Origin of the sequence: Paenibacillus sp. TAB_01 (genome assembly GCF_043945595.1) — a bacterium.
In the GTDB taxonomy this organism is placed as follows: Bacteria; Bacillota; Bacilli; order Paenibacillales; family NBRC-103111; genus Paenibacillus_S.
Genome location: NZ_JBIFNP010000001.1, coordinates 1,923,905 through 1,947,083 on the forward strand (window position 1 = coordinate 1,923,905; position 23,179 = coordinate 1,947,083).

Consider the following 23,179-nt stretch of genomic DNA (forward strand, 5'->3'; position numbering starts at 1 on the left):
TCACTTAACAGGAGGTTATGTATGGATTCCATTGTTTACGTGCTGCTGCTTGTAGTCATTGTTATTATCGCGCTGTCGGTCTTTTTAAGCTTCGTTCCCGTGATGCTCTGGATCTCGGCACTCGCGTCGGGAGTGAGAATCGGGATTATTACGCTGGTTGCGATGCGTCTGCGCCGGGTTATTCCAAGCCGGATCGTCAATCCGATGATCAAGGCAACGAAGGCCGGTATTGATATTACGATTAATCAGCTGGAGAGTCACTTTCTGGCGGGCGGTAATGTAGACCGCGTTGTTAACGCTTTAATCGCCGCGCACCGGGCGAATATTCATCTGGAATTCGAACGTGCGGCCGCGATCGATTTGGCGGGCCGCGACGTGCTGCAGGCGGTGCAAATGAGCGTCAATCCGAGAGTCATCGAGACACCGACAGTTTCTGCGGTAGCCAAGGACGGGATTGAGGTCAAGGTTATCGCACGGGTTACGGTACGTGCTAACATCGACCGTCTGGTCGGCGGCGCCGGCGAAGAAACGATCATTGCCCGTGTCGGCGAAGGGATCGTAACGACGGTAGGTTCTTCCGGCTCCCACAAGGACGTGCTGGAAAATCCCGATTTGATTTCCCGAACCGTTCTGGGCAAAGGCTTGGATGCGGGAACGGCTTTTGAAATATTATCGATTGATATTGCGGATGTCGATGTAGGCAAAAATATCGGCGCTCATCTGCAGACCGAGCAGGCGGAAGCGGATAAACGCATTGCGCAGGCAAAGGCGGAGGAACGCAGAGCGATGGCTGTCGCCCAGGAGCAGGAGATGAAGGCGAGAGTGGTCGAAATGAAAGCGAAGGTCGTCGAGTCCGAATCGCAGGTTCCTTTGGCTATGGCTGAGGCGCTGCGCGGCGGCAAGCTCGGCGTGATGGATTATATGAACTTGAAAAATATCGATGCCGATACGCAAATGCGCTCGACGCTCGGGAAAATGAACGATACCGGGAAAAACGAAGAGCAGGAATAACGCCCCGAACCAAGATGACATAGCAGAAGGGAGCGTGTCCGAAGTTGAAACTGATCGAGCTGATTTTGCATAACTGGGTGTTTTTTGTTATCGCCTTTTTCTTTCTGAGGGGCGTTTTTAAGCGGAGCAAGGGCGAGAGCAAGCCGTCTGGAACGCGTCCTGCAGCTCCGAACTCGGGGATGCCTCCATTCGGCGGCGGAGGTGCGGGTACAGGTACGGGATGGGGGAAGAAGGTTCCTGGGCTCCATAAAGGAAAATCCGTTCCCCCCGCCTCGTCGGAGAGGCAGGGCGAACGTACGTCTCCGGCAGCCTCGAGGACTGCCGTAAAGCCTCAGAGCCGCCAGGATGCGGCTGTTCCTGTATTCAAGGGGCAGCAGCAGGGCAGAGATCCCGAAGCCTCGTTCTGGGATGCATCACCGCTTGAAGGCGATTCGATTGCAAGACGGGCCCGGAAAAAGCCTGTTAACGGTGATAACGGAGATTTTACCGATTCCGGCAGCATGAAGCCTTTGTCAAGGAATCAGCTGGCCCAGGGCGTGATCTGGGCGGAAATATTAGGTCATCCGCGGTCGCAAAAAGCCATACCGCAAGCCATAGTGTATAGTCCGGTTCAGCACCGGGTTCCTGTCTTCTCAGGAATCCGGTGCTTTTTTGCGTGGTCGGATGAAGCGGTTTGCTTCGCCAGGTTCTCATAAATCACGCGGCTCGCGCATATGGTGTAAATAGCCTATGCTGCGTGTATCCGGTTCATTTCTTGACAGCTGATACGAACGGCTGCCGTGCAGCCATATGCTTATGCTTTGGGAAATAAGTATTGCGTAACCGAAAAACGCTCAGGAGGGTAACTATGCGCAGTCTTACTCGAAAATGGAATCAATTTACGGCGAAGCTCCTGGATGTCCCTCAAGACGTTGTTTTGGACCTGCCCCGATTTACCATGATCGGCAACATGCAGCTGTACATAGAAAACCACCGAGGGGTGCTTCATTTTTCGAGCGAGCTGCTGAGGCTGGCTCTTTCCAAAGGGAAGCTGGAGGTGCATGGCAAGGAACTGGTCATCCGGGCCATTTTATCCGAGGAAGTGTTTATTGAAGGGGTCATTGACGAAATCAAATTTATTCCGTGAAGAGGTGCAGGGTATTGAAATCATCGATTCTTTTATCGCTCCGCGGTTACGTGCTGATAGAGGTAAAGGGCCGGCGGCTGGAGGCTTTGATCAACAAGATTATCGAGCAGGGGGGGACGGTATGGGATATCCGGCTGCTCGGAGATTCGCGGGCTGAATTGTTTATCCTGCTCAAGGATTTTTTCAGGCTTCGCCCGTGGTTAAAAGAGACAGGCTGCCGGGTCCATGTCCTGAAGCGCTTCGGGGCTCCGTTTATGCTGGACAAACTGGAGAAGCGCAAATTTTTTGCAGTGGGCCTGATCTGCTTTTTTATCGGCATTTACCTGCTGTCTTCCGTGGTCTGGCAGGTGCGTGTGGAAGGCAATGAAACGATTAGCACGACGCAGATTTTGGAAGCGGCCAAGAAAGAAGGCCTCTATAAGATGCAGTGGAAATACCGTTTGAGGGATGCGGACGTATTGTCCAAGAGCCTGCAGAATGACCTGCCCCAGGCGGCCTGGGTCGGTGTGGAAATTCACGGCACGCATATCATCATCAAGGTCGTGGAAGCGACGATTCCGGAAAAACCGCCGCTTGCAAGTCCGAGGCATCTGGTGGCATCCAAAAACGCGCTGGTGACTTCGATCTTTGCCGAGAAGGGAAAGCCCATCGTAAAGGCGAACACGTACGTCCGCAAAGGGGACATCCTTATTTCCGGCATTATTGGAGACGAGCTGCATCAGCAGACGGTCGTAGCGGCTGGGGAAGTCAAGGGGCTGGTGTGGTATTCGCCTACTGTAGAAGTGCCTTTGACGCAGCGCTACAAGGTGTACACAGGCGAAACGAAGAAGCGGTTCTACCTCGTGCTGGGCAACCGCGGATTGCAATTGACAGGGTACGGCAAGCTGCCCTTTGAACAATATGAGAGCATACCGGAACGTAAAACGCTGCAATGGAGAAATTGGAGTCTGCCCGTAGGCTGGATCAATGAGAAGCTTATGGCGACGAGCGAGGTGGAACGGCCGATCGATCCGCAGGAAGCGAAATCGCTCGGAATTGAGCAGGCGAAAGCGGAAATTTTGTCGCTCGCTGGCAAGGATTCGAAGATCGTAAGCGAAAAAATTTTGCATGAAAAGACGGAGAATGGTAAAGTTTATATGGAAGTACATTTAGAGGTGGAAGAATCCATTACCCAAGAACTACCTATTGTCCCATAATTGCGTTCGCTTGAAGGAGAAGAGGCCTGTTGATTGACAATGCACGCATCGTGAAAGTGGCTTTGAAGAATACTTCGGAAGGGCTCGCGCTGTTCGGACCGCAGGACAAATTTCTGCATCTGATCGAAGAGCATACTGAAGCCAAGATCCAATCTCGAGAAGAGGAAATCGTCATTCAAGGCAAGGCAGCCGAGACGGAATCCCTCCAGCAGCTGTTCGAAGTTTTGCTGGAGCTGGTGCGCAACAACTACATTTTGAATGAACGCGACGTGCTGTACGCACTCGAGTTGGCCAAGCAGATGAAAGCGGACCAGCTGCTGGATTTGTTCAAAGGGGATATTGCCACGACCCATAAAGGGAAACCGATTCGAGTGAAAACGATCGGACAGAAGCAGTACGTTTCGACCATCAAGAAACAAGATATCGTTTTTGGCATCGGTCCTGCGGGAACGGGGAAAACGTACATTGCCGTCGTGCTCGCCGTCACGGCCCTCAAAGAGGGGAAAGTGAAGCGGATCGTGCTTACCCGTCCGGCAGTGGAAGCGGGAGAAAGCCTGGGCTTCCTGCCGGGTGATTTACAGGAAAAGGTTGACCCTTATTTGCGCCCATTGTATGATGCTCTTAACGATGTGCTGGGGCCTGAACAGGTGCTCAAATCGTTGGAAAGAGGCTTGATCGAAATCGCTCCGCTTGCCTATATGCGCGGCCGGACGCTGGACGACTCGTTTATCATCCTGGACGAAGCGCAGAATACGACGCCGGAGCAAATGAAGATGTTCCTGACCCGACTCGGGTTCGGCTCCAAAATGGTCATCACCGGCGATGTGACGCAAATTGATTTGCCGCGGGGAAAATCGTCGGGGTTAGTAGAAGCGCAGCGGATATTAAAACCGATCGATGAAATCGGGTTTATTCACTTTTCTGAAGCAGATGTTGTGAGACACTCCTTGGTGCAAAAAATTATCGTGGCTTACCATGAGGAACAAGAAAAATAGACCGACTCTATGATCAGGTAAGCGGAATAGAGCTCGTGAAAGGGATGACCTTTCGAGATGAAAAACCAGGTTTCAATTCAAGGCAAATTTCAATATCGGCTTTCCGGATGGAAATACAGCGCCATGGTGCGCTTTCTTCTGTTTTTGGTGCTTACTCTTCTTTTTTATGCAGCTTTAATGAGTAAAATCATACCTCCGACCTATGATATCCAGCTGGGTTCCGTGGCGGAGAAGGATATTTTGGCTCCACGCGCGATCGAGAATGCGGTAGCTACCGAGCAGGCGAAGGAAGAAGCGGCGCAGCATGTGCAGCTGGTCTACAAGATCGTTCCTTTGAAGAATGAAGTGCTGGTGGAGTCCATTTTCGAGAAGCTTCTCCAGATTAATGCCGACTCCGAAGTGACGCTCGGCGACAAGGTCAATATTTTTAAGACGGTTCTCCCGAGCCTGATTCTCGATCATGCCGACAAGCAGCTTAAGAGCTTTGCCGACAGCGGTCAATATAACGATCTCCTGCTGCAGGAGATGAGCAAAAAAATCCGCGAGCAGCAGTACCGCATCCCGGAGGAAACGTATTATAAAATGCCGCGCCTCTCCAAAGAGGATTTGACGGCGATGGAGCCGGTGGCTAAAGATATCGTTACCCGGCTGATGAACGATCAGATTCTGGATGCACAGACGGTCCGGGCGAAGGTGCCAGAGCTGGTAAATGCTTCTACGCTGACCAAGAGCAATACGAGGGAAATGGTGCAGGAGCTCGTCAGAGCGGCAGTGACGCCGAATAAATTTTTCGATCAAAAAGGCACCGACGAAGCCAAGGGCCACGCCCGGGACAATGTGAAGTCGGTTTATATTAACAAGAATGAAGTGCTCGTCAAAAAAGGCGATCAGATTACCGAAGAAATCTATCAGCGGCTGAGCGGTTTGGAGCTGCTGAAGGACCAGTCCAGCTACTGGCCGAAGATCGGACTGCTTCTGATCGTGGTGATGCTTAGCCTCGTCATTTATATGTTTATTAAGCAAAGCAAGCTGTCGGTCAGTTACAACAACGCTCAATTGCTTATGCTTGTTCTTATCGTACTTATCAATATATTCAGTATGAAGCTGTTCTCTTTAGTGCAGAATTTAGATTATCCGTTTATCGGGTTTCTCGCGCCGACGGCGCTCGGAGCCATGCTGATTGCCATCCTGCTCGATACGAACTTAGCCTTTATTTCGGCTGTCGTATTCAGCGTGCTGGCAAGTGTTATTTTTAACACGGATCATCTGCAGCCGTTTGATTTCCGTTACGGGCTGTTCGCCCTTGGGGCATCGCTTGCCGCTATTTTCTCGATTCAGCGTGCCAGTCAGCGCTCGTCGATTCTCAAGGCCGGTATCGTTGTAGCCTTGTTCGGTATGGCGCTGGTCGCTTCGTTATTGTTTATCGAGGACCACGATTCGAAGAGGGAAATGCTGTTCGCGCTTTCCTTTACGGTCGGAGGCGGCGTGCTGACGGCGGTGTTTGTCATCGGGCTGCTGCCGTTTTTTGAAGTCGCTTTCGGGATTCTCTCCCCATTGAAGCTGGTGGAGCTGTCCAACCCGAACCATCCGCTGCTGCGCAAGCTGCTGACGGAAACCCCGGGAACATACCATCACAGCGTAATGGTCGGCAATCTGGCCGAAGCGGCGGCGGAGTCGATAGGAGCCGACGGGCTGTTGTGCCGCGTGGGAGCTTACTATCATGATATCGGTAAAACGAAGCGTCCGATTTATTTTATCGAGAACCAGACCAACATTGAGAATCCGCACGATAAAATGGACCCGGCTTTAAGCAAATCGATTATCGTGGCTCACGCCAGGGACGGGGTCGAGATGCTGAAGGAGTATCATCTGCCCAAGCCGATCCGCGATATAGCGGAGCAGCACCACGGAACGACGCTGCTGCAGTTCTTTTATCACAAGGCGAAGAAGCTTGCGGAAGCCGAAGGGGATACGACGCCTATTGAGGAGCAGGATTACCGCTATCCGGGGCCGAAAGCCCAGTCGAAGGAAGCGGCCATTGTCGGTATCGCCGACTGTGTGGAAGCTGCGGTTCGCTCGCTGCGAAGCCCTACATTGGAGCAGATCGATTCGATGGTGCGCAAAATTATAAAAAACCGGCTTGATGACGGTCAGTTTCACGAGTGTGACTTGACCATCAAGGAGCTCGACCAGATTGCCAAAACGCTGAATGAAACGCTGCTTGGCATTTTTCACTCAAGAATTGAATATCCGAATGATTTGCAGGCGCAGGCCCAGAGCAGTCAATCAGCCGGAGCGAAAAGCGAATAAAAGGAGTTTAACCGGATGAGCTTACGTTTGGAATGGAATAACGAGCAGCAGGTGATGGAGATTTCGCCTGAATTTATTGCAAAGCTGGAGCAGCTTTTGCAGCTTGCGGGACAGTCCGAGCATGTATCGGAGGGCGAGGTTGCTCTGACCTTTGTCGATGATGCGGAGATCCAGCGTCTGAACAAAGAATACAGGGGACTTGACAAGCCGACCGATGTCTTATCCTTCGCAATGCAGGAAATGGGCGAGGATGAGATTGAAATCGTATTTGACGACATTGATTTTGTCGAGGAAGACGACCTTCGCGAAGGAGCGCTTCTGGACGGGACTGAAGAGGAAGATAGTCTGGAAGCGGACGATGCCGGCGAGCCGTTCGAGGAACCGCTCGGCGATATTATCATTTCGGTGCCGCGAGCCATTGCGCAAAGCGAAGATTACGGGCATTCCGTCGAGCGTGAGCTGGGCTTCCTGTTCGTTCACGGTTTTCTGCATTTGATCGGTTACGATCATCAGACCGAGGAAGAAGAGAAAGCGATGTTCGGCAAGCAGGAGGAAATTCTGCAGCAGGCGGGCCTTGTCAGATGAGACCCAAGGTGAAGTGGCACCGAAGCTTCCGCTTTGCCTATGAAGGCGTCAAGTACGCCTTGTCGACTCAGCGCAATATGAAGTTTCATTTTTTCGCTGCTTTTGCCGCGCTGCTGCTGGCGTTGTTTTTCCGCCTGCCGAAGCTGGAAATTTTATTTATTTTGCTGGCCGTGACGTTAATGATCGTGACAGAGCTGATCAATACGGCGGTTGAAAAAGCCGTGAACCTTGCCATGCCGGACCTGCATCCCCTTGCCAAAATAGCCAAGGATGTGGCCGCAGCCTCCGTACTGGTGTCTGCGGCTTTTGCCGCTATGGTCGGGATGATTGTGTTTTACGAGCCGGTTGACCGCTTGTTCCGCGAAGCCCGCGTCAGCGAGGGACACGGCTTCTCGGCCGCGATGGTATGGATCTTGCTCAGTCTGGTGATGCTGACGGTCATTGTGGTGGAGACCCGGTTCTCCAAGCCGGGCAGCCGGGTGAAGCCGAGCCTGCTGAGCGCGGTCGCTTTTGCCGTATCGACGCTGATCACTTGCTTCGTGGGCGTGACGCTGGTCGGGCTGCTCAGCTATTTGCTTGCAGGCCTTGTGGCGTTCGTGCTGTACGACAAAAGCGACCGCGGCCTGCCTAATCTTGCGCTCGGCGCAAGCATAGGCGCCTTCGTGGCGGTGCTGGCCTATTATTTATTTCAATTTTAATCGTGTACAATAAAAGGAGCGGGATTCGATGGATCGTCAACAACTGATTGCTCACGCAATGGAAGCCAGAGAGCGGGCCTACGTGCCTTATTCGCAATTCAAGGTCGGCAGCGCATTGCTCGACCGTCACGGTAAGGTACACTTCGGCTGCAATGTGGAGAACGCCGCGTACGGGCCGACAAACTGTGCTGAGCGCACCGCCCTGTTCCGGGCTATCGCAGACGGCGAGCCCGCCCGTTCCTTTCAAGCCATTGCGGTCGTTGGAGACACCGCTCAACCGATAACCCCGTGCGGCGTATGCCGTCAAGTGCTCATTGAGCTCTGCGCGCCCGACATGCCGGTCTATCTCGCGAATCTTCAGGGAGAGGTATCGGTAACGACAGTGGCGGAGCTGCTGCCCGGGGCGTTTACTATGAAGGATCTTAATGGAGGCAACGATTTAACATGACAGCCAATGCAAGCAAGCAAGCTTTTAAATCCGGCTTTGTAGCCATTATCGGCAGGCCCAACGTAGGGAAGTCGACGCTGATGAACCAGGTCATCGGTCAAAAAATTGCGATTATGTCGGACAAGCCGCAGACGACGCGGAATAAGATACATGGGGTTTACACAACCGACGAAGCCCAGATCGTTTTCCTGGATACGCCGGGGATTCACAAACCGCAATCCAAGCTGGGCGAGCATATGATGAGAGTGGCCGAAAGCTCGCTCGGCGAGGTGGATGCCGTATTGTTTTTGATCGATGTGGTGGAAGGCCTCGGAGGAGGAGACCGCTTCATCATCGAAAACCTGAAGAAGGTCAAGACGCCTGTCATCCTCGTTCTGAACAAGATTGACCAGGTTACGCCGGAGGAGCTCCTGCCGGTTATCGTGGCATACAAGGACCTGTATTCGTTTGCGGAGATCGTGCCTATATCGGCGCTGCAGGGCAACAACGTCAACACGCTGCTGGATCAGATCGCCAAATATTTGCCGGAAGGCCCTCAATATTACCCTGCCGATCAGATAACCGACCATCCGGAGCAGTTCGTCTGCGCAGAGCTGGTACGGGAGAAAATTCTTCACCTGACACGGGAGGAAATTCCGCATTCCATCGCGGTTTCGATTGAGGATATGAAGGTGGAGCCTAATGGAGTAGTTCACATTTCCGCCGTGATCTACGTGGAACGCGACTCGCAGAAGGGAATTATTATCGGCAAAAAAGGGGCTTTGCTCAAAGAAGTGGGCAAGCAGGCGAGACGGGATATCGAGGCGCTCCTCGGCTCCAAAAGCTTTCTTGAGCTGTGGGTGAAAGTGAAGAAGGATTGGCGCAACCAGGAGCGGGTGCTGCGCGACCTGGGCTTCCGTAACGAATAAATGTTCATCCTGCACCGTTTGGAGTAAGCATGGCAGTAATTGCATGGCATACTTCAAGCGGTTTGGTATCATCCTAATCCTGTTGACAGGTACCGTTCATCCGTCTTACAGGAGAGGAGATTGATACACATGAGAGATTTTTCGTGGAAGTATTTTTCAATGACCGGTGATGTGGATGCTTACCTGCTTTATAAGGAAATTTCAAACGATTCCGAAGAGCCTGTTCTGGAATCGGAGGAGGATCCCGATTTCGACGCTGTCGACGGGATATAATTAGAGCCTGTAAGTCACGGCTTGGGGGAAGAGCGGACGATGCAGTACAGAGTTCAGGGGATTGTAATCCGCAGTATGGATTACGGCGAGGGCAACAAGATCATTACGTTGTTCTCCCGGGAAATAGGCAAAGTGGCGGTCATAGTCCGGGGCGCCAAAAAAGTCAAAAGCCGTTATGCTTCCGTGTCCCAGCTTTTTACGTATGGCGATTATTTATTTTTTAAATCAGGCCAGCTGGGGACGCTTAATCATGCGGAGATCGTAGAGTCGCATCATACCATTCGGGGAGACTTGCATAAGGCGGCCTACGCATCTTATATGGCGGAGCTAACTGATCGAGCATTAGGCGATCAGGAGGCAAACGCTTTTTTGTTTGAGCAGTTGAAAGCGGCTCTAACGGCACTGGACGAAGATAAGGACATACAAATCACTACGTTCATATATGAAATGAAAATATGGATGCAGGCCGGATACCAGCCCGAGCTCGATGCCTGTGTATCCTGTTCAAGAGATCAGGGCGATATGTATTTCAGTGCGCCGGTCGGCGGTATTTTGTGCGAGAACTGCCGTCCCAGAGATCCGGAAGCCATTCCATTGGCTCCGGGTACTTTGAAGCTGCTGCGGGTTTTTGCCAAAATGGATCTTCGGCGGCTGGGGCAGATCGATGTGAAGCAGGCGACAAAGGATAGTCTGAAGCAATTGATCCGATCTTACTATGACGCGCATATTGGAGTGCAATTAAAGTCCCGAAGCTTCCTTGATCAAATGGAAAAGTACGGAGTATAAAGCTTTGACATTTTTATCCGGCTTTGATAATATATTATATTAACATTAAAAACGACTTCTCGTCCGACCTAGTCTTGTTAGGCTTGTCGGCGGGAATTTTTTTTGGAAGACGTATCACCGAGACGCTGTGATCTGGTTTGTATTTGCGTTATCTATTCTAGCAAAGCCTTTAATAGTTGGGTAAGTAGTAAGGTAGATTCGCGAGAGAAGGCTGAAAGAAGGTGGAATATGAATCGGCGCACGAACCCTATTATTTATATAGCTTCCGATTCGGCCGGGGAAACCGGCGAGGCAGTGGTCCGGGCGGCTTCCGTGCAGTTTTATCCGCAGCAGGTCGATGTCCGGGTCGTACCGTTTCTGGACGAGCCGTTCGGGAATTGATAAGCTGATTCAAACAGCGAAGGAACGCGACGGCATTATTGTATTTACTCTTGTTATTCCCGAGCTTCGCGATTATTTGATTGAACAGTCGATTCGTCATCAGCTGCCTTATGTCGATCTGCTCGGTCCGATCATCGGTTCGCTTGAGCAGAAGCTCAATCAAGAATCGCGTCATCAGCCCGGGATGATCCATCCGCTGGATGAGGACTATTTCAAGAAGGTCGAAGCGGTGGAGTTTGCGGTGAAGTATGATGACGGCAGAGATTTCACCGGCGTGCTGCAGGCGGATATCGTGCTCGTCGGCGTATCGCGAACCTCGAAAACGCCTTTGTCGATGTATCTGGCGCACAAGAAATTCAAAGTGGCGAACGTTCCGCTCGTACCTGAAATTCAGCCGCCGGAGCAGCTGTTCACGGTATCCAATCGTAAGATCGTCGGACTCCGCATCACGCCGGAGAAGCTGAATGTGATCCGTTCGGAGCGGCTGAAGACGCTTGGCCTGCCTCAGAATGCGACCTATGCCAACGTAGAGAGGATCAATAAAGAGCTGGCTTACGCCGACAGCATTATGAAAAGGCTTGATTGTCGAATTATTGACGTGTCCAACAAAGCCGTAGAGGAAACGGCGAGCACAATAATCGACTGGTTTCACGGAAGATAACCTTTTTTCCCGAAGTACGGCAGGATTTTTTATTTCTTCATCGTATATAATAGTACGGTAGGATTCCAAAGAAATTCGGTGGGTCGAATGATGCAGCATAAAATTATTGTCGATGCCGATGCGTGTCCGGTGAAATCGGAAATTGTAAAAGCCGCGGCGCCCTTCAAGGTAGAAGTCATTATGGTGGCTTCGTTTGACCATCGTCTTCCCGAAATGGAAGGGGTACAGACGGTACAGGTCGACCGTTCCGATCAATCGGTAGACTTATATATTGTAAACCGTATCGCAGCGGGCGACGTGTTGATTACGCAGGATTTTGGTCTGGCCGCTCTGGCATTGGGCAAGAAAGCCATTGCTCTTTCGAACCGGGGGCAGGAATATACGAACCGGACGATCGATTTTTTGCTGGACCGGCGTCACGAACAAGCCAAGCAAAGGCGCGGCGGAAAGCATTCAAAGGAACCGAAGCCGTTCACCGACGAGGATCGACATTTTTTTCAACAATCTTTGACAAAAGTTTTGCGGCGCATGCAGGAGATTTCACAGCCGTAGCGAATACTATTACGTGTTAATTTGATTGAAGGTGGTTAGGATGAGTAACGGACGCATTCCGGAAGAAATCATCGAAGCGGTATTGAAGCACCATGATATCGTCGATGTTGTCGGTCGTTACGTGCATTTGAGCAAGCAAGGGCACTATATGAAAGGGCTTTGTCCTTTTCATTCGGAGAAAACGCCATCCTTTACCGTCACACCGGAAAAGCAAATTTACCATTGCTTTGGCTGCGGCGCCGGAGGCGGAGCCATTCAATTTCTGATGGCGATGGAAGGCTACTCATTTGCCGAGGCGATAAGCCATATGGCCAAAGAGGCCAATCTGGATATCGGCCTGGACCCCCAGGCGGGCGGACGGACACAGCAAAATCCCGAGAAAACGAAGCTGCTCGAAGCCTACGAGCTGGCCGGCAAGCTGTACCAGTACATCCTGAAGAACACGGAGCAGGGAAAACAGGCGATGCAATATTTGCGATCGCGCGGACTGCATGATCGAATGATCGAAACCTTCGGGATCGGCTACGCGCCGCCGCAGTGGGATACGCTCGCGCAGCTGCTGGAAAGACGGGAATTTTCGCTTCCTTTAATGGAGAAGGGCGGACTGCTCTCTGCACGTCAAGACGGCCAAGGCTATTTTGATAAATTCCGGGACCGGATCCTGTTCCCGATTCATGACTGGAAGGGACAGCTGATTGCATTCGGCGGCAGGGCGATGGGCGATGCCCAGCCCAAATATTTGAACAGTCCTGAATCGATGCTGTTCTATAAAAGCCGCAGCCTGTACAATTTTCACCGGTCGCGCGCTCAAATCCGCAAGCAGCAGCAGCTTGTGCTGTTCGAAGGCTATGTGGACGTGATCAAGGCATGGGAAGCGGGAGTAACGAACAGCGTTGCCACGATGGGTACTGCCTTGACGGAAGAGCATGCCGAATTCATCCGTAAGCAGGCCGATCAGGTCATTGTCGCTTACGATGGAGACGGAGCGGGCCAAGCGGCAGCCTATAAGAGCATTCCGATTCTGGAAAAGGCCGGATGTCTGGTCAAAGTGGCCATGATCCCGAATAATCAGGATCCGGATGACTACATCTCTACACAAGGTTCTGAACGATTCGTACGGGAAGTGATTGAAGCTGCCGTACCGTCGATCAAATATAAACTTCTTTATTTTCGCAAAAATTTCAAACTGCAGGAGGATGGGGATAAGCTTCGTTACATTCAGCAGGCTCTCAAAATCATTGCGGACATTACGTCCCCTATAGAGAGAGAGCATTATGTAAAGGAACTGGCGGCGGAATTTCATTATTCATTCGAAACGGCGATGCAGAACCTGAACGAAATCCGGCTGCAATCGGAAAAAAACAACAGGTTCGGGGATAATAACGATAAACCGTGGAATAATGTTATGAATGACGCAAGACCTCGAGAACGTACGCCTTCTTTGTTTCCAGCTTACCACAACGCGGAGCGGCAGCTTCTTGCAATCATGATGTATGACCGGGAAGTAACGCATTACGTGGAGCGTAAATTGGGAGATCAATTCAATGTTGATACTCATGCGGCGCTTGCTGCTTATTTGTACGCTTATTTTGCACAGGGCTTCGAGCCGAATGCCAGTAATTTTATTGCTATGCTGCAGGAAGCGGATCTGGAAGGATTGGCGAGCTCGCTTGCAATGATGGGAAACTCTCATGGGGTCAACGAGAAAGTCATCGACGATTACATCCGAGAAATAAAAAAATATCCGCAGCAGCAGCAAATTGAGCGAAAAAGAGAAGAAATGATTCGTGCAGAACGTTCAGGGGATATCATACGTGCGGCACAGATTGGTATTGAGATTATTTCCCTAGAAAAGCAGTTAAAATCTTCTTAGTCTATTGGCTAAAGAAGCTCTAGGGAGGAGGGAGTTGGATTATGGCGAACGATCAACGCACGGAGATAGAGACGGAGTTGACGTTAGATCAAGTAAAGGAACAGCTAATTGAGCAGGGGAAAAAGCGTTCCTCTTTAACCTACAAAGATATTATGGAGAAACTGGCTCCCTTTGACCAGGATCCTGAGCAGATCGATGAATTCTTTGAGCAGCTCTCTGAAATGGGTATCGATGTAGGGAATGAATCGGATGAAGAGCACGATATGAACCCGATGAACCAGGAGCATGACGATTTTCATTTTGACGATGATCTGTCGCTTCCGCCCGGTATTAAAATCAACGATCCGGTTCGTATGTATTTGAAGGAAATCGGGAGAGTTCCTTTGCTGTCCGCAGAGGATGAGGTGGACCTGGCGAAGCGGATCGAGCTCGGAGATGAAGAGGCGAAGCGCCGTCTTGCCGAAGCGAACCTGCGTCTCGTCGTCAGTATCGCCAAGCGTTATGTCGGACGCGGCATGCTGTTCCTTGACTTGATTCAAGAAGGAAATATGGGCTTGATCAAGGCGGTTGAGAAGTTTGACCATACTAAGGGCTACAAGTTCAGTACGTATGCAACCTGGTGGATCCGTCAAGCGATTACCCGGGCTATTGCCGACCAGGCAAGAACAATCCGGATTCCGGTACATATGGTCGAAACGATAAATAAACTGATCCGCGTTTCCCGGCAGCTGCTTCAAGAGCTCGGGCGCGAACCTACACCGGAAGAAATCGCGAAAGAAATGGATCTGAGCACCGATAAAGTGCGTGAAATTATGAAAATTGCCCAGGAGCCGGTTTCGTTGGAAACTCCGATCGGGGAAGAAGACGATTCGCATTTGGGAGATTTCATCGAGGATCAAGAGGCGCTTGCACCTGCGGATGCGGCAGCTTATGAGCTGCTGAAGGAACAGCTGGAGGATGTGCTGGATACCTTGACGGAACGCGAGGAAAACGTGCTGCGTCTTCGCTTTGGCTTAGACGACGGGCGTACGAGAACACTGGAGGAAGTCGGCAAAGTGTTCGGCGTCACCCGCGAACGGATCCGCCAGATTGAAGCGAAAGCCCTTCGTAAGCTGAGACACCCGAGCCGAAGCAAACGGCTTAAAGATTTTCTTGAATAATGTACTGCCCATGACCTCTCTGCATCCGTGCAGTTAGGTCTAATTTTTTGTCTCACCTCAGCCGATATAAGGATTTAGGCATATAGATCGAAACGGAACATTCGGTTAATGAGGTGAATAAGCTGAAATGGATGACAAAACGAAACGGACCGTATTGATCCGGGAAATTGAGCATTGGCGTAAAAGCAAGCTGCTGCCTGAGCATTATTGCGATTTCCTGCTGCATCTTTACTTGGAAGACGCTGCTTCGGGGCAAGGGAAATCGACACAGGATACGGGATTTATGAAGTCTTCGGCCGAAGCTATAAAAAACAGTAATTGGAAAAAATGGGTTTTGTACTTCGGTCTTTTAGCAGCAATTTCTTTAACTGCTCTTAATTTTAACGCTTTTGAATTACCAATGCAAATTGGGGTATCCGTTCTGTTCCTTTTTCTATGCTACACGCTGGGGAGCGTACATAATGGCAAAGAGCCGATAAAGGCTCAAGTTTTGTTTGGCATGGCCTCTTTATTTCTTTTGTTTATCGGCGTGTATTTGTTACATCAGCACGGAATCCGGGATAAGCCGGCGCTTGTCGTGGGCTATGTCGTCTTATGCAGCTTGATCTGGATGTTGACCGGATTGCTGGCAGGCCGGATGCTGTTCCAGCTGAGCGGCTGGGTAGTCCTTGTTTTTTGCTATGGCTGGCTGCTGCACTATCGGCTCGATTCGATCAACTGGATTACGCTTGAACTGAGCTGGGTACCGTTGAGTATCTTCTTTGTCTGGCTCGGCTGGATGATTCTCGGCAAAAGCAAGCAGATCGGGACCGTGTTTCTTATGCTGGGCTGCATAACTTGGTTTATGCCTGAATTGTATGGTATGCTTTATGCCGAGCAGTATGGCGAACAGGCCGTCCAGCTGGCTTTGATCGGCAAAATGGTGACGGAAGCAAGCGTATTGTTCGCGTCTCGAAAAAAATGGACAGAGTGGGTTGCTTAAGATGCTGAAAATTTCAAAAAGACTGGAAATGATAGCCGGTCAGGTGCCTTCGGGAAGCCGTATGGCCGATATCGGCTCGGATCATGCGCTGCTGCCGACCTTTTTGGCGCTGCAGGGGAAAATTACGAAAGCGGTAGCGGGTGAAGTCAACCCGGGGCCTTTTCAAGCGGCAGCCAAGCAGGTGAAGGAAGCGCAGCTGCAGGACCGCATTGAGGTACGTCTTGGAGACGGCTTGGCCGTCATTTCTCCTGATGAAGTCGATGTGATTACTATTGCCGGCATGGGAGGGGCGCTGATTGCTTCCATCCTTGAAGCGGGCAAAGCGAAGCTGAGCGGTGTCGGCACATTGGTATTGCAGCCGAACGTCGGCGAATCGATTGTGCGTTCCTGGCTTATCGACAACGATTGGATACTTACAGGCGAGCAGATCCTTGAAGAGGATCATAAAATATATGAAATTTTGACGGCCGTGCCGAAAGCTCAGACGGAGCTGGATAACGAGATGATCTACCGCCGCCGTGAGCTTGTCGAGCATGTCGCTTTAGACCGGGAGCTTCTCCTGAAGCTGGGGCCTTATTTTATAGACCGGCCCGATGAGGTATGGTTTCGCAAATGGTCGCTTGAGCTGGACAAGCTGGATAAAATCCGGCGCCAAATGGCGATGTCCGACTTGGACGAAGCCAAGCGCAAGCGGCAGGAATTGGAAGAAGAGATGAGGCAAATCAGGGAGGTATTGGCTTGTTTGCAAAAGGACAGACGATAACTCAGCTTATGGAAGAACTGGCCCCCAAGCACTATGCGGTGGAGAACGACAAAATCGGTCTTCAGCTGGGGACGCTGAATAAAGAAGTGCCGAAGGTACTGGTGGCGCTTGATGTGACGGAGGAAGTGGTCGAGGAAGCGATCGAAGCGGGAGCCAATCTGATCATTGCGCACCATGCGATCATTTTTCGCCCGCTTGCCCATTTGCAGACCGATTCGCCGGCAGGACGCTTATATGAGAAGCTGATTAAAAACGACATTGCCGTCTACATAGCGCATACCAATCTGGATGTGGCCGAGGGCGGCGTCAATGACTTGATGGCCGAAGCGCTGGGGCTCACCGGCTTGTCTCCATTGGAGGATGTGCACACCGAGAAGCTGAAGAAGCTTGTGGTGTTTGTGCCTGAGGATCATCTGGAGAAGGTCCGGGATGCGGTTTTTCATGCGGGAGCCGGCTGGATCGGCAAGTACAGCCACTGCAGCTTCAATATCGATGGTACCGGAACGTTCATTCCTGAGGAAGGGAGCGATCCGTTCATCGGCAAACAAGGCAAGCTGGAGCAGGTCCGTGAGGTAAGGCTGGAGACGATCGTTCCCCAGAGCGCCGAGCGCCGTGTCGTCCAGGCGATGCTGAAGGCGCATCCCTATGAGGAAGTGGCTTACGATTTGTATCAGCTGGACTTAAAGGGCCGTACCTTCGGCCTGGGCCGCGTCGGCAGGCTGGCGGCGCCCATTACCCTGGGCGAGCTTTGCGAGCAGGTCAAGCAGGCCTACGACGTCCCTGCGCTGCGCCTGGTCGGCCATCCCGGCCGGACGGTTCACAAGGTTGCCGTGCTTGGAGGCTCGGGAAGCCGTTATGTGAGGCAGGCGCAGTTTGCGGGTGCCGACGTGCTGATTACGGGCGATATCGACTATCACACGGCGCATGACGCGCTGGCGGCGGGCATAGCGCTTATCGATCCCGGCCACAACATAGAGAAAATCATGAAGCAGGGCGTGGCGGACTACCTGCTGAAACGGCTTGCCGAGAAGAAGATCGGGACCCAGGTGATCGCATCGCAGCTGAGCACGGAGCCTTTTCGCTTCGTCTGAGCTGTCACGGCTTGTGACCTGTTAATAACGACCTGAATTGCAAAAAAGGTGACGGTTGAATTTTGCCGCGATACGCTGTATACTAGCAAATGCACATCAGGAAAGCTTGACAGACAATCGCTGGTGAGAAATCACGAGAGGAAAGTCCGGGCTCCATAGGGCAATGATGCTGGATAACGTCCAGTCAGCGCGAGCTGAAGGCTAGTGCCACAGAAATGGACCGCCGATGGCACAGGATTCGTCCTGTGCACAGGTAAGGGTGGAACCGTGGTGTAAGAGACCACGAGGAGATATGGTGACATATGTCCTGGTAAACCCCATCTGGAGCAAGACCTAATGGAACGCAGGTTTTCCTTGCGAAGACAGTCCCGGCCCGGGACGCGTTCGGGTTGGTCGCTTGAGCCAAGCAGCAATGTTTGGCCTAGATAGATGATTGTCGCTTCAACGGTGGGAGGGTGGTACCCGTTCTGACCACTGGAAGTACAGAACCCGGCTTACGGCACGCTTTCCTGTAACCATGACAAAACCGCCTGAATCGGCGGTTTTTGTGCTTATTAGCGATATTGTAAGTCAATATAATGAACGATGCAGCAAAAAAGATAGCTTGGAGTGAAGCCGGCCCTGCAGCCGGTCCAGCAGCCGCTGCGTCCAGTCCGACCAAATCGAGCCGGGCTCCGTCACCTGCTGACCTTCGCCCGCTTTGTTCTCGGCAGCTGTCGTGCCGCCGGGCGTTTTTGACGCTTCTGCGCTTTTCAGGGCGGCCACGACATCGATCAGGCCGTAGCCGAAATATTTATCCTGGCCTTTAGGGCCGATATCTTGAGCGGTATGGCGCATAATGTCCATCACTTCCGTATTCTTCAAAGCAGGATTGACCGAACGGATCAGCGCGGCAAGAGCCGTGACATGCGGGCTGGCCATCGAAGTTCCGGATAGGGCCGCATACTGATTGTGCGGGTAAGTGCTGGCTATATTGACGCCGGGCGCCGCAACATCGATGTAATCGCCGTAGTTGGAAAAGGAAGCCTTGCTCTTGTTGGCGTCCGTAGCTCCTACGGCGAACACTTCCGGATAAGCGGCCGGATAGCCCGGCTGCTCCGTATTGTCGTTGCCGCTTGCCGCGACGATGACCACATCATGGTCATAGGCATATTTGATAGCGTCATGCAGGAAGTTAGCCTCCGCATAGTTGCCCAAGCTCAAATTAATGACCTTGGCGCCGTTGTCCGTAGCCCATATGATCCCTTGGGCTACGGAATAAGTGCTGCCTGCGCCGGTCTCATCGAGAACCTTAACCGGCATAATCCGGTTGTACCAGCTCATCCCGGCCACGCCCAAATTGTTGTTGACCAGCGCGCCGACGACACCGGCTACATGCGTGCCATGCCCGACATCGTCCAGCGGCTCGGCATTTTCATTCACAATGTTATATCCGCCGACCAGCTGGTCACTTCAGATCGGGATGGTTCAAATCTACGCCCGTGTCGACAATGCCTACTGTAATCTGCTCGGAGCCTTTATTGATCGTCCAGCCTTTCTCCGTGTCGATCAGCGGCAGATTCCATTGGTACCGCTGGTACAGGGAATCGTTTGGAGTAATCATACCGCGGGCTGCATCGGATGTCTGCTGCTGTACGGCCGGTTCCTGGCCCACATGATAAGTGGTATTGGTCATATACAGGAAATGCGGTTCCGCATACTCGATATTCCAGCTTCTGAAATAATTCATCAGCTGCTTGGCTTCCATTTGTTTGGATTCGAATACGTAAGTATAGCCCAGCTTCCGATGCCCGACGGCCCCGATATCGGATTGGATTTTGGCCAAATCAGCAGCGCTCGGTTCTGTCTTGAATTTCACCACAATTTGGTCGACATGATAATGGCTTGTCCCTTCGTTCTGTTCAGGATGATCGACCTTGACGTCTTGAAGCGTGTCGGAATCGACAGATTCAATTTTATAGCGTTTATCGCTTGGATACGGAACGATCCGCAAATTTTTGAGCTGATGCTCCTTCACCTGCTTTAAAATTTCCTGCTTGACGACGCCGATCAAGGAAGCGTCCTTGGAAGCGGCCGGAACTCCCAGAACAAAATAAGTGGCGCCATTGCTTTGAAACGGCTTCGACTGAAAGCTTTCACCCTTGTCCGCTTTGGCTTTCGCTTTTTTCAACTCAGCCTGCGCCAGGGAGCTGGTGGCTTTATTCAGCTTGCCGACGGTAAGGCCGTCCGACAGCTTTTGATTCCGTGACACCCAGATCAGCTGTTCCATATGCGGATGCTGAGCTTGCAGGGTCTGCAGCTCCTGAAGCTTTTTGCCGTCAGGCTGCTGCTCGGTTTGCTGAAGCACATGGCGCAGCTCCAGGCTGCACTGGGTCCGGCACAGCTCATCGGTTAACTGCATGTCCTGGGACATGGTTGTTCGTTTCATCTGTAGCTCTGCGGCCGGAGACAGGCTTTCAATACGGGGCACTGCTTCATTTCTTGGAAAGAGAACGACGCCAAGAGCGATCAGAGCGATAAAGGACAGGGCATATTTCCACATGGGGCTGGCTCCTTTGCTTAATATAGATATATGCCTAGAATCCCCGGACCCGCTGTTCTTACTACCGGAAAACATCTCCTTCTGACGGAAGAGATGAATACCTGGACTTTTTTCGTATTACTTTTACCCCTGATTTGTGGTAGGATGATTTTAGTAGTATTTCATTATATAATAAAAATGGTGTTGTGCTGATTAGAGGAGGTCTTTCAATATGGCGACGTTTAACGTCAAGAATGTATGTGAAACTACGAAGAGCAAATTAAGCGAAGCAATCGCGAAAATGGAAAAGTTTTTGAACGAGTATTCTTTACAGCAGTTGAATACGGAAATGGATGCGGCAATGGAAGATTTCTACAAAGGCTATTTGTCGGATACAAGACATCTGCTCGTATTCAGTGAAGTCGCTTACGAGAAGCTGGGCGTGAGCCTGCGCCGTCCGACGTTCAATGTGGAATATGCAGAGAAAGTGCTTTATGAGGTATACCATGGCTGCGTGAACAACTTCTTTTATCCGAAGAACGAATGCTATTCCGAAGACGGACGCTATGCTTATACCGGACAAGATGCCATTCGTTTCCGCAAAAAACCGACCCGCGCCGTTCGCGATCTGACAATCGAGCTGTCCAAAATTTTTGAAGCGCTTCGTGAAGAGCTGTCTTACTATGAGACGGATTACATCACGCAAAAACGGATGCAGGGCGAACGCGTTTAAATTCATACATCTGGGAAATAATGACAAGAGGTGCTGAACAAGCATCTCTTTTTGTTTAAGGAGGAGATGGGCAATGAACGATAATAATAGGTCTGACGCTTACATATCGGCCGACGAGCTGGCCCGGATCAGTAAACAGATCATCAAGCTGAACCAGCATCCGAGCGGCAGCTATGTTGCCTGCCCATTGTTCTCCAATTATGCATTCAGCTGGCTTCGGGACGGAAGCTTTATCGCTTATGCAATGGACGTATGCGGAGAGACGGAAAGCGCCGGAGCTTTTTACGAATGGGTGAACGGAGTATTGGCCCGGCAGCAGGACCGCGTCCGGCATTTGCTGGAGAAGAAAGCCCGCGGCGAATGGATCGACCAAAGCGAATATTTACATACACGCTACCATTTGGACGGAAGAGATGACGACCACTCCGAATGGGGACATTTTCAGCTCGATGGCTATGGAGCTTGGCTGTGGGGCGTAACGGAGCATTGGAAAGCGATCGGACAGGAGACGCTGCCGGAGTCTTACCGCGCAAGCGTGGAATTAACGGTCCGTTATTTGTGCGCATTTTGGCAGCTGCCCAACTTCGACTGCTGGGAGGAAAGGAACGACCAGATTCATCCTTCGACGCTTGCCTGCATTTATGGAGGGCTGGAGGCGATCCGTTCTTATATCGATTTCCCGGAGCTTGCGGCGATTCCCGAGCAGATTAAGCAGCTCTTGTTAACGCACGCGGTCCATCCGCAAGGCAATTATTTCGTAAAAAGCATTCGCCCTCTTCCGGAGCCGGACCGCTATGAAATTAGCTACGACGGGGTCGACGCGAGCCTGCTGTGGCTTTGTCAGCCATTCCGTATATTGCCTGCCGAGCATCCTGTGATGGAGGCAACATTAGCTCAAATTGGGCAAAAGCTGAAAACCCCTGCGGGCGGCATCAGACGCTATGCGGCTGACGAGTATTACGGGGGCGGAGAATGGATTCTGCTGACGGCTTGGCAGGGATGGGTCGATGCCCAATCCGGCAAGCAGACCGAAGCGCAGCAAGCGCTACGCTGGATCGTTCAGCAGGCCGATGCAAGAGGGAGGCTGCCGGAGCAGGTTCCGCACACGGACATTGACCGGGGAACCTTCGATCAGTGGACCGGCACGGTGGGGCACGCCGGCAGTTCCGCTGCTGTGGTCGCATGCGATGTATCTTGTGCTATATTGCCAGCTGCACGAATAGGATAGCGTCCCCCTTTGCCGGGCACATTGATAAAGGGGTGATGATGATGCCAAATGTAAAATGCAGTGTGGCCAATTGCAAATTCTGGGCAGAGGGCAACAACTGTGCAGCCAAGGAAATTATGATTGATATCGATGAGCATGCAAAAGCCGATTTCAGCTCCGAGTTCGCGGATGAAAGCTTTGATCACCAGGACAAAGCTTCAAGCGTCCGTAATACCTGTTGTCACACGTTTGAGCAGAAGAACTAGCTCAAACGTGTAAAGCAGAGAAACCCGTCCGGACTTTACCCGATTCAAACGGGTAAAGCTTGGATGGGTTTCTTGACAACTTCTAGCGCCAATGAATTTCAGTAACGCTTAGGAGGCTGAACCGCATGAAAGAACAAGAGCACCGGGAACTCGAAGCCGCATCCAAGGAACCCAAGCGGTTCCCTATGGATCAGCTGCGTAAGGAGACGGGACAGGAAGCGACAGAAGAATACGCGGCGGAATTAGCCGCGCCTTATGCCGCTCCCAAGCAAGCTCCCGTGGAGGCAAGGGAAGCCGAAGCTTCCGCTGTAGTGGAAGAGACGGATACAAGATCCTCGGCTGGGACCGCTGCCTGGATAGGGTATACTTCTATTCTGCTGTCCGTTATCTCTTTGTTTATTTACCCTGTATTGTTCGGAGCGGCCGGTTCGCTGCTGGGATTGCTGGCCTACTCGCAAGGGCAAAAAGCGTTAGGCGTATGGTCCGTCATTTTAGGTTTGGTTTCATTGGCAGGCTATTTCCTGCTCGTCCCGCTGTATTCATAGAAAGATCGTGCTGCGCAAAAATATGCGCTGAGAGAGCAAGCCGTCCACGGCTTGCTTTTTCAGTTCAATGGAAAGAACCAAAAAAAACTGGATGGCCGGTCCAAAAAA

24 protein-coding genes, 1 other RNA gene and 1 pseudogene are annotated in these 23,179 nt (G+C 51.7%); 24 read left to right on the plus strand and 2 right to left on the minus strand.

Going from position 1 to position 23,179, the window contains the following annotated elements; translation table 11 throughout:
- Window positions 1-21: 21 nt before the first annotated feature.
- The 20 genes and pseudogenes from floA (at window position 22) to rnpB (ending at window position 18,311) form a co-directional block, all read left to right on the plus strand.
- A complete protein-coding gene (gene floA / locus ACHHV8_RS09120) occupies window positions 22-1,011 on the plus strand; it encodes a flotillin-like protein FloA (RefSeq protein WP_395157992.1) in 990 nt (329 codons plus the stop codon).
- A gap of 44 nt (window positions 1,012-1,055) precedes the next feature.
- Complete coding sequence (locus ACHHV8_RS09125) at window positions 1,056-1,706, plus strand: hypothetical protein (protein WP_395157993.1); 651 nt, start codon at window positions 1,056-1,058, stop codon at window positions 1,704-1,706.
- A gap of 152 nt (window positions 1,707-1,858) precedes the next feature.
- Complete coding sequence (yqfC, locus tag ACHHV8_RS09130; protein ID WP_395157994.1) at window positions 1,859-2,137, plus strand: sporulation protein YqfC; 279 nt, start codon at window positions 1,859-1,861, stop codon at window positions 2,135-2,137.
- Between the two features lie 14 nt (window positions 2,138-2,151).
- Complete coding sequence (gene yqfD / locus ACHHV8_RS09135; RefSeq protein ID WP_395157995.1) at window positions 2,152-3,333, plus strand: sporulation protein YqfD; 1,182 nt, start codon at window positions 2,152-2,154, stop codon at window positions 3,331-3,333.
- 32 nt (window positions 3,334-3,365) lie between these two features.
- Window positions 3,366-4,328: a PhoH family protein gene (locus ACHHV8_RS09140; RefSeq protein ID WP_395163459.1), complete on the plus strand. Its 963-nt coding sequence runs from the start codon at window positions 3,366-3,368 to the stop codon at window positions 4,326-4,328.
- Between the two features lie 57 nt (window positions 4,329-4,385).
- The gene (locus ACHHV8_RS09145) at window positions 4,386-6,638 is read left to right on the plus strand and encodes an HD family phosphohydrolase (protein WP_395157996.1); all 2,253 of its coding nucleotides are present in this window, start codon (window positions 4,386-4,388) and stop codon (window positions 6,636-6,638) included.
- 15 nt (window positions 6,639-6,653) lie between these two features.
- Window positions 6,654-7,223 (plus strand): rRNA maturation RNase YbeY, encoded by a 570-nt coding sequence (ybeY, locus tag ACHHV8_RS09150; RefSeq protein ID WP_395157997.1) that lies wholly within the window; start codon window positions 6,654-6,656, stop codon window positions 7,221-7,223.
- On the plus strand, window positions 7,220-7,921 hold the full coding sequence (locus ACHHV8_RS09155; protein WP_395157998.1) for a diacylglycerol kinase family protein: 702 nt from the start codon (window positions 7,220-7,222) through the stop codon (window positions 7,919-7,921). Before ybeY ends, ACHHV8_RS09155 begins: the two co-directional genes overlap by 4 nt.
- A 28-nt stretch (window positions 7,922-7,949) precedes the next feature.
- Window positions 7,950-8,369, plus strand: a complete 420-nt coding sequence (locus ACHHV8_RS09160; protein WP_395157999.1) for a cytidine deaminase — start codon at window positions 7,950-7,952, stop codon at window positions 8,367-8,369.
- Entirely contained in the window at window positions 8,366-9,277 is a 912-nt protein-coding gene (gene era / locus ACHHV8_RS09165; protein ID WP_395158000.1) for a GTPase Era, read from the plus strand. Before ACHHV8_RS09160 ends, era begins: the two co-directional genes overlap by 4 nt.
- A 129-nt stretch (window positions 9,278-9,406) precedes the next feature.
- Complete coding sequence (locus ACHHV8_RS09170) at window positions 9,407-9,550, plus strand: YqzL family protein (RefSeq protein WP_395158001.1); 144 nt, start codon at window positions 9,407-9,409, stop codon at window positions 9,548-9,550.
- 39 nt (window positions 9,551-9,589) lie between these two features.
- Window positions 9,590-10,336, plus strand: coding sequence for a DNA repair protein RecO (gene recO, locus ACHHV8_RS09175; protein WP_395158002.1), 747 nt, complete (start codon window positions 9,590-9,592; stop codon window positions 10,334-10,336).
- 228 nt (window positions 10,337-10,564) lie between these two features.
- A pseudogene (locus ACHHV8_RS09180) lies at window positions 10,565-11,378 on the plus strand (pyruvate, water dikinase regulatory protein).
- Between the two features lie 90 nt (window positions 11,379-11,468).
- Window positions 11,469-11,930: a YaiI/YqxD family protein gene (locus tag ACHHV8_RS09185; RefSeq protein WP_395163460.1), complete on the plus strand. Its 462-nt coding sequence runs from the start codon at window positions 11,469-11,471 to the stop codon at window positions 11,928-11,930.
- 40 nt (window positions 11,931-11,970) lie between these two features.
- Window positions 11,971-13,803: a DNA primase gene (gene dnaG / locus ACHHV8_RS09190; protein ID WP_395158003.1), complete on the plus strand. Its 1,833-nt coding sequence runs from the start codon at window positions 11,971-11,973 to the stop codon at window positions 13,801-13,803.
- A gap of 41 nt (window positions 13,804-13,844) precedes the next feature.
- Entirely contained in the window at window positions 13,845-14,963 is a 1,119-nt protein-coding gene (gene rpoD, locus ACHHV8_RS09195; protein ID WP_395158004.1) for an RNA polymerase sigma factor RpoD, read from the plus strand.
- A gap of 127 nt (window positions 14,964-15,090) precedes the next feature.
- Window positions 15,091-15,945 carry a hypothetical protein gene (locus ACHHV8_RS09200; protein WP_395158005.1) on the plus strand — a complete coding sequence of 285 codons (855 nt, stop codon included), beginning with the start codon at window positions 15,091-15,093 and terminating at the stop codon, window positions 15,943-15,945.
- Window position 15,946: 1 nt separating this feature from the next.
- A complete protein-coding gene (locus ACHHV8_RS09205; RefSeq protein ID WP_395158006.1) occupies window positions 15,947-16,708 on the plus strand; it encodes a tRNA (adenine(22)-N(1))-methyltransferase in 762 nt (253 codons plus the stop codon).
- Window positions 16,684-17,799, plus strand: a complete 1,116-nt coding sequence (locus ACHHV8_RS09210) for a Nif3-like dinuclear metal center hexameric protein (protein WP_395158007.1) — start codon at window positions 16,684-16,686, stop codon at window positions 17,797-17,799. Before ACHHV8_RS09205 ends, ACHHV8_RS09210 begins: the two co-directional genes overlap by 25 nt.
- Window positions 17,800-17,900: 101 nt before the next feature.
- Window positions 17,901-18,311: RNase P RNA component class A (gene rnpB / locus ACHHV8_RS09215), an RNA gene on the plus strand.
- Between the two features lie 58 nt (window positions 18,312-18,369).
- Here the strand turns inward: rnpB and ACHHV8_RS09220 are convergent.
- A complete protein-coding gene (locus tag ACHHV8_RS09220) occupies window positions 18,370-19,221 on the minus strand; it encodes a S8 family serine peptidase (RefSeq protein ID WP_395158008.1) in 852 nt (283 codons plus the stop codon).
- 25 nt (window positions 19,222-19,246) lie between these two features.
- Window positions 19,247-20,341, minus strand: a complete 1,095-nt coding sequence (locus tag ACHHV8_RS09225; protein WP_395158009.1) for a S8 family serine peptidase — start codon at window positions 20,339-20,341, stop codon at window positions 19,247-19,249.
- Window positions 20,342-20,552: 211 nt separating this feature from the next.
- Here ACHHV8_RS09225 and ACHHV8_RS09230 point away from each other — a divergent pair, with 211 nt between their 5' ends.
- The 4 genes from ACHHV8_RS09230 to ACHHV8_RS09245 all read left to right on the plus strand — a co-directional run bounded on the left by ACHHV8_RS09230 (window position 20,553) and on the right by ACHHV8_RS09245 (window position 23,071).
- The gene (locus ACHHV8_RS09230) at window positions 20,553-21,053 is read left to right on the plus strand and encodes a YpuI family protein (protein ID WP_395158010.1); all 501 of its coding nucleotides are present in this window, start codon (window positions 20,553-20,555) and stop codon (window positions 21,051-21,053) included.
- A gap of 73 nt (window positions 21,054-21,126) precedes the next feature.
- The gene (locus ACHHV8_RS09235) at window positions 21,127-22,281 is read left to right on the plus strand and encodes a glycoside hydrolase family 15 protein (RefSeq protein ID WP_395158011.1); all 1,155 of its coding nucleotides are present in this window, start codon (window positions 21,127-21,129) and stop codon (window positions 22,279-22,281) included.
- Window positions 22,282-22,322: 41 nt separating this feature from the next.
- Window positions 22,323-22,526 carry a DUF1540 domain-containing protein gene (locus ACHHV8_RS09240; protein ID WP_395163461.1) on the plus strand — a complete coding sequence of 68 codons (204 nt, stop codon included), beginning with the start codon at window positions 22,323-22,325 and terminating at the stop codon, window positions 22,524-22,526.
- Window positions 22,527-22,651: 125 nt separating this feature from the next.
- Complete coding sequence (locus tag ACHHV8_RS09245) at window positions 22,652-23,071, plus strand: hypothetical protein (protein ID WP_395158012.1); 420 nt, start codon at window positions 22,652-22,654, stop codon at window positions 23,069-23,071.
- Window positions 23,072-23,179 lie beyond the last annotated feature (108 nt).

Bases quoted from the DNA above. Each gene is read 5' to 3' on its own strand.
- floA (WP_395157992.1), top strand. From the start codon at position 22: ATGGATTCCATTGTTTACGTGCTGCTGCTTGTAGTCATTGTTATTATC.
- yqfC (WP_395157994.1), top strand. From the start codon at position 1,859: ATGCGCAGTCTTACTCGAAAATGGAATCAATTTACGGCGAAGCTCCTG.
- ACHHV8_RS09145 (WP_395157996.1), top strand. From the start codon at position 4,386: ATGAAAAACCAGGTTTCAATTCAAGGCAAATTTCAATATCGGCTTTCC.
- ybeY (WP_395157997.1), top strand. From the start codon at position 6,654: ATGAGCTTACGTTTGGAATGGAATAACGAGCAGCAGGTGATGGAGATT.
- ACHHV8_RS09155 (WP_395157998.1), top strand. From the start codon at position 7,220: ATGAGACCCAAGGTGAAGTGGCACCGAAGCTTCCGCTTTGCCTATGAA.
- ACHHV8_RS09160 (WP_395157999.1), top strand. From the start codon at position 7,950: ATGGATCGTCAACAACTGATTGCTCACGCAATGGAAGCCAGAGAGCGG.
- era (WP_395158000.1), top strand. From the start codon at position 8,366: ATGACAGCCAATGCAAGCAAGCAAGCTTTTAAATCCGGCTTTGTAGCC.
- ACHHV8_RS09170 (WP_395158001.1), top strand. From the start codon at position 9,407: ATGAGAGATTTTTCGTGGAAGTATTTTTCAATGACCGGTGATGTGGAT.
- recO (WP_395158002.1), top strand. From the start codon at position 9,590: ATGCAGTACAGAGTTCAGGGGATTGTAATCCGCAGTATGGATTACGGC.
- ACHHV8_RS09185 (WP_395163460.1), top strand. From the start codon at position 11,469: ATGCAGCATAAAATTATTGTCGATGCCGATGCGTGTCCGGTGAAATCG.
- dnaG (WP_395158003.1), top strand. From the start codon at position 11,971: ATGAGTAACGGACGCATTCCGGAAGAAATCATCGAAGCGGTATTGAAG.
- rpoD (WP_395158004.1), top strand. From the start codon at position 13,845: ATGGCGAACGATCAACGCACGGAGATAGAGACGGAGTTGACGTTAGAT.
- ACHHV8_RS09200 (WP_395158005.1), top strand. From the start codon at position 15,091: ATGGATGACAAAACGAAACGGACCGTATTGATCCGGGAAATTGAGCAT.
- ACHHV8_RS09205 (WP_395158006.1), top strand. From the start codon at position 15,947: ATGCTGAAAATTTCAAAAAGACTGGAAATGATAGCCGGTCAGGTGCCT.
- ACHHV8_RS09225 (WP_395158009.1), bottom strand. From the start codon at position 20,341: ATGTGGAAATATGCCCTGTCCTTTATCGCTCTGATCGCTCTTGGCGTC.
- ACHHV8_RS09230 (WP_395158010.1), top strand. From the start codon at position 20,553: ATGGCGACGTTTAACGTCAAGAATGTATGTGAAACTACGAAGAGCAAA.
- ACHHV8_RS09235 (WP_395158011.1), top strand. From the start codon at position 21,127: ATGAACGATAATAATAGGTCTGACGCTTACATATCGGCCGACGAGCTG.
- ACHHV8_RS09240 (WP_395163461.1), top strand. From the start codon at position 22,323: ATGCCAAATGTAAAATGCAGTGTGGCCAATTGCAAATTCTGGGCAGAG.
- ACHHV8_RS09245 (WP_395158012.1), top strand. From the start codon at position 22,652: ATGAAAGAACAAGAGCACCGGGAACTCGAAGCCGCATCCAAGGAACCC.